This window comes from Fictibacillus sp. Mic-4, assembly GCF_049843615.1.
Classification (GTDB): Bacteria; Bacillota; Bacilli; order Bacillales; family Fictibacillaceae; genus Fictibacillus_A; species Fictibacillus_A gelatini.
Genome location: NZ_JBBHZM010000076.1, coordinates 1 through 5,538, shown reverse-complemented (window position 1 = coordinate 5,538; position 5,538 = coordinate 1). Strand labels below are relative to the sequence as shown.

Sequence of the window (5,538 nt, the reverse complement as noted above, 5' to 3'; positions counted from 1 at the left end):
GGGTAGTTATAAAAAGAATTGACTGGCATAATAAGCACCCTTTTTCATCCTAATGTCAATTGACGGTTTCTTAATCCGCTTTCATTCAAAGTTTTTTCTGTAAATACCCCCCTTTAGACGATCATATCCAAAGGGGTAATACGGTGCAACTTTTTTATAAACGAGTAGCAAGATGGTCAAATCCCGTTTAGCCATCCAAAAATCCTTTGATTTTAAAGTTAATTGAGTAGCACATTCCTTGGAGAGTTGGCGTAGATAACATTAAAAAAGAGATGTAGTGGTGCATTTTTAAATTTGAGATTTATAAGGTGCTTTTAGTCGGACAATTAAAATAGCTAAAAAAGTTAACAAAACTCTCAGTAATTTCTGGACATTTTATTACAATTACTTAAATTATAAATCAAATTATGTTAAAATTTTGTATATACTCGAATTTATGATACACTTTCTTGTTCGCTGACTATGATATGTAAATTTCAAAAAATTATGACTGCTAAAGGAGGTAAAAAATGAATAACGAAATAACAACTGTAACTTCAGGAGATTTAGTAGAGCGGCAAAATACTAATCTAGATTTATTTAAGTTTGAAAAAAGTTTAATAACCTATCTACAAGAAATCGGATTACCTTATGAATCAGTTCTTGTTCCAGTTCCACAACGCATTACTGTCTATAGAAATATTCCAGATGCCCTTTCTGAGCTTAGTCCGGAAGCTAAGAGTAATTCATTGTACATATCAAAATTTGTAGCAGCTGTAACTGCGGGACTATTTGATGCCGCTTTAAATTATCTATGGGATGAAACAATAAATGAATTAAGAAATAGAGTTGTCCAATACGATTTAAATTACTTTTTTGATAATGCGGTAAAAAGTCAAGAAAAAAGAAAGCGTTTAAAAGATGAATCTGATTTAGACAAGATAGACGACAGCGAACTTATTCATGGTGCTAAAGAAATAGGTTTAATATCTGAATTAGGTTTCAAGCACTTAGACTATATAAGGTATATGAGAAATTGGGCAAGTGCTGCACACCCAAACCAAAATGAACTAACGGGATTGCAAATTGTATCATGGTTAGAAACTTGTATAAATGAAGTTATTTCTCTTCCACTCTCAAATATTACTATCGAAATTAAAAAATTATTAACAAACATAAAAGCGAATATAATTAGTGATGAGGAAGCTAAACAAATTGCTTTTTTCTTTCAGGATTTCTCTCAAGAACAGTCAAACACACTAGTTCAAGGTTTATTTGGAATATATACGCGAACTGATACTACTACTCAAGTACGTGAGAATATACATCGGTTATTACCATATTTATGGGGATATGTTGATGAAAATACAAAAAACCTCATTGGCATTAAATATGGTAAATTTGTAGCTAATAATGATCAAGAAGAACAAAAAAACGCTAGAGCTTTTTTAGAAATAGTATCGGCTGAATCATATATCCCTGATGGATTAAGAGCAGCTGAAATTGAGGCAGCCTTAGATGACCTACTAGTAGCACATAGAGGAACAAATAATTTTTATAGTGAACCTCCACTTGCTAGGGAGCTCTCGCGTTTAATAGGAGATTCAAAAATACCGGAGCAAGTAAATAAAAAATATGTAATTACATTAGTAGAGATTTTTCTAACAAATGGTAATGGAGTAGCTTGGAATGCTGAACCTATTTATACAGATTTAATAAAACAATTTGACTCTAATCAAGCCTTAATTGCAATATTATCCTTTAACGATGAAACAATATCTAGTAGACTACAATTCAGGTTGTGCCAAAATAAATTTAAAGAATTATTGGATATTCTTAAAATCAAGATTACATCTAGTGCAGTTACAGAACTAATTAAGGAAATTGAATCATTTAGCGGACCACTTGACAAAATGAAGGATGATTCCCGTTTTAGAAAAAAAGTAGATACCTTGCAAAAAATTGTTTCCTAGTACAAATTTACAGATTTAATTAGCTCAACTTTTTTTCCATATTAAGAGCAAAGATCTATCATTTCTTGATAGATCTTTTTGTATTTAATCATTGCACAATCTTCATAAAAATCCTAATGGGTAGTTGCTAAGGATTCCTTTTCATGAACAATCTCCCAACCATTGTCATACAAATCATCAATATCAGTTTGGCTTAATCCTTCAGAGTCCATTGCAAGGCATAATATATGGGTAAGTCTACTCATTCCACATATGCAACTTTTAAGGCTTATTTTCCAGTTTTCTAAAAAAATAGAATCAATGTACAAAAGCCAGCATATAACTCAAGAACATCATATCCATTCCAGATATCGAGTTACAGAAGTTTCCTGATTGCTATGGACTAGTATATTAGATCATGTAGAATATAAAATTTACAGATACATCCACTTCGAATAATTTTTAATAATATCATACCACAAAAACAAAACTAAAAAAGGGGCCAATTCCCTTAAGAATAGGCTCCTGTAAATTATTTTAAATCTATTTTCGCAACGGCTTCGCAATGCGTCGTCTGCGGGAACATATCCACTGGCTGGACTTCAACTGTCTTAAATCCACCATCCTCCAAAACACGGAGGTCGCGGGCCAATGTTGCCGGGTTGCAGCTGACGTAGACGACCCGTTTAGGTTTCATTTCGATGATCGTGTTTAGCAAGGCTTCGTCGCAGCCTTTTCTTGGCGGGTCGACGACGATGACGTCGGCAGTGATGCCTTCCTTTTTCCAGTTCGGAATGACGACTTCCGCTTCTCCGACGGCGAATTCCGCATTCGTTATGCCATTCAGTTCGGCGTTACGCCTTGCGTCTTCGATTGCTTCCGGAACGATTTCCACGCCGTACACTTTTTTTGCTTTTTGCGCGAGGAACAATGAAATCGTTCCGATCCCGCAATACGCGTCGATGACCGTTTCATCTCCGTTGAGCTCCGCGTATTTCAGCGCCTGGTCATAAAGCACCTTCGTTTGCTCCGGGTTCACCTGGTAAAATGAACGTGCAGAAATCGCGAACTTAATGTCGCCGATGTAATCGTAAATGTATTCCGCACCCCAGAGCACTCTCGTTTCCTCGCCAAAAATGACGTTCGTCCGTTTCGTATTGATGTTTTGCACGATCGACTTCACATTCGGAAGTCTGTCCACGATCTCTTCCACAATTTTTTTCCGGTTCGGCAAGTCTTTCCCGTTGGTCACGAGCACAATCATCGTGTCGCCAGTCACCTGGCCGTAGCGCGCAATAATATGGCGGAGAAACCCTTTATGCCGCTGTTCGTCATAGGCCCGGAGGCCATGCTTCTCGGCAATGCCCTTTACCGTTTGGACAACTTCATCGTTTTTCGCCTGCTGAATCAAGCAACTTTCCATCTCGATGATTTCGTGGCTCCTTTTTTGATAAAAGCCGGCAACGAGTCCGCCTTCGCGCTCGCCGACAGGAACCTGGGCCTTATTACGGTAACGCCATGGGTCGTCCATTCCGAGCACAGGAAGAACCGGCACATTCTCCAGCTTCCCGATTCGGGCAAGCACTTCCTCTACTTGCTTCCGCTTATAGTCAAGCTGTCCTTCATACGAAAGGTGCTGCAATTGGCAGCCGCCGCACTGTTTATAAATCGGGCAAGGCGGCTCCACCCGCTGCTCAGATTTCTCCAATACTTCCATTAAACGGCCGAACCCGTAGCCTTTTTTTACGCCGACTACTTTCACCATCGCCCGTTCGCCAGGCAAAGCGTTCGGCACAAACAGTGTAAAGCCGTTCACTTTCGCCACTCCGGCGCCTTCATGGGTCAGGTCGGTAATTTCCACTTCGACCATTTCGTTTTTTGTCACTGGCTTGATTGCCTTATCCATTGCAACTCGTCCTTCTTCAAAAATTTCTCAAATTGATCGATAGACGATCATAATCACTCTAATCCACATTTAGCCTCTGGCAAAGGCTTTACTATGAAAAAAGACTGACCGTTCTTGGCCAGCTCTTATTTCAAGCGTTCTTTCGGGACTAGCATTTGGAAATGATGGCGCAGGTTTACGAACTCACTTGGAAGGAGGCCGCCATATTCCCCGTCCAAATTTAGCTGCATTTTTTCCGTTGGACGTACTTTCACCCGGTTTGCCTTTTCATAAATGACATGAGGGTCATTAATATGCTCGCCTTTTAACGCAAGTGAGACAAGGCGAATGAACTCCGCCAGGTTCGTCTTCTTTAAAATAATGAGGTCAAACATCCCGTCATTAAATTCAGAAGTCGGCGCAAGCTTTTCAAAACCGCCGATTGAATTCGTATTGGCAACGAGGAACAGCATGATCTCGCCTTCAAACAGCTTGCCGTCGTATTCGATTTCCACCTGTGTCGGGCGGATCGAAGGAAGCATTTCAATCCCTTTTAAAAAATATGCAAGCTGGCCAAGTATCGTTTTCAATTTGCTCGGCACTTCATAGGTCAGCTCCGTCAACCGGCCGCCGCCCGCGATGTTGATAAAATATTTATCATCTACCTTCCCGATGTCCACCGGCATCTCATGCCCGTCGCAAAGCACGTCACAGGCCCCTTCAATCGTGCGGGGAATGCCGAGGGCGCGGGCAAAATCATTTGTCGTGCCGGCCGGGATGAGGCCGAGTTTTGGACGCTGTTCAAAATCCGCAAGGCCATTGACGACTTCATATAGCGTGCCGTCTCCTCCGGCAGCAATGACTAAATCAAATCCACGTTCGGCAGCGAGACGCGCCGCACGGATGGCGTCCCCTTCATCAGGAGTCGTCGCATGGCAGGACGTTTCATACCCCGCCATCTCAAGCCGCTCTAAAATGTACGGCAACTGCTTTTTCACCGTTTCCCTGCCGGATGTTGGATTATAGATTAATCGAGCTCTTTTCATTCGATTCTCCTACTTTACTTCTAACTTGGATTTATGTAAAAAAATGAAATTGGACAAACAGGTAACCATTACTATTATAAAGATTGGTTGATTAAAAAGCAAAATTGGATCATTTTTCCACAATTCAAAATAAGCAGTCATTTACTTCGATCAACTAAACAGCCGTTTCAATCAAACGTTTGTTTAAATTTGAGGTAAAAGAGCGGTATAATCACCTATTTTTATCAACATGCATAAAAGTATATCACTTCGGCAGTCAAACCCCATACGCTATAGATAAGGGAGAAAATCAACGTTATTGGAAGATTTAGTCACGCCTCTTCACCCGGGTGATTTTTCCCAGCTAAAAACCCCTGAATTCGGGCTAAATTCGCCCATTCGGGGGTTTTTCCTATTAATGAATATGCGCTAGTGCCCTTCAGCTAAGAAAGTTCTTATTTTCAAGAATCCATTTTCGCCTATAAAAAATAAAAGCAAAAAACAGGATCAAACTTCTCTAGTGTGGTGCTATTTTCATGGCATTTGGACAATAAACAGTGGATTTCCGACAATAAATCGTTTCCCTCGGACAATCAATGGCCTGTGTCGGACAATAAAATGAGTAGTTTTTTTCACTTATTGTCCAAAAGTAAGATGTTATTGTCTAAACCGGATGACTTATTGTCCAAATAAGAGC

General features: G+C 39.9%; 3 protein-coding genes. 1 reads left to right on the top strand and 2 read right to left on the bottom strand.

The genetic code is table 11. The annotated features are described in order from the left end of the window. Nucleotides 1–509 precede the first annotated feature (509 nt). Complete coding sequence (locus WD019_RS21340) at nt 510–1,952, top strand: hypothetical protein (RefSeq protein ID WP_425712765.1); 1,443 nt, start codon at nt 510–512, stop codon at nt 1,950–1,952. A 511-nt stretch (nt 1,953–2,463) separates the two neighbouring features. On the opposite strand, the gene rlmD is transcribed toward WD019_RS21340, so the two are convergent. After that, nucleotides 2,464–3,837: a 23S rRNA (uracil(1939)-C(5))-methyltransferase RlmD gene (gene rlmD / locus WD019_RS21335; RefSeq protein ID WP_425712764.1), complete on the bottom strand. Its 1,374-nt coding sequence runs from the start codon at nt 3,835–3,837 to the stop codon at nt 2,464–2,466. Between the two features lie 125 nt (nt 3,838–3,962). Beyond that, nucleotides 3,963–4,862: a diacylglycerol kinase gene (locus tag WD019_RS21330; protein ID WP_425712763.1), complete on the bottom strand. Its 900-nt coding sequence runs from the start codon at nt 4,860–4,862 to the stop codon at nt 3,963–3,965. Between the last annotated feature and the right edge of the window lie 676 nt (nt 4,863–5,538).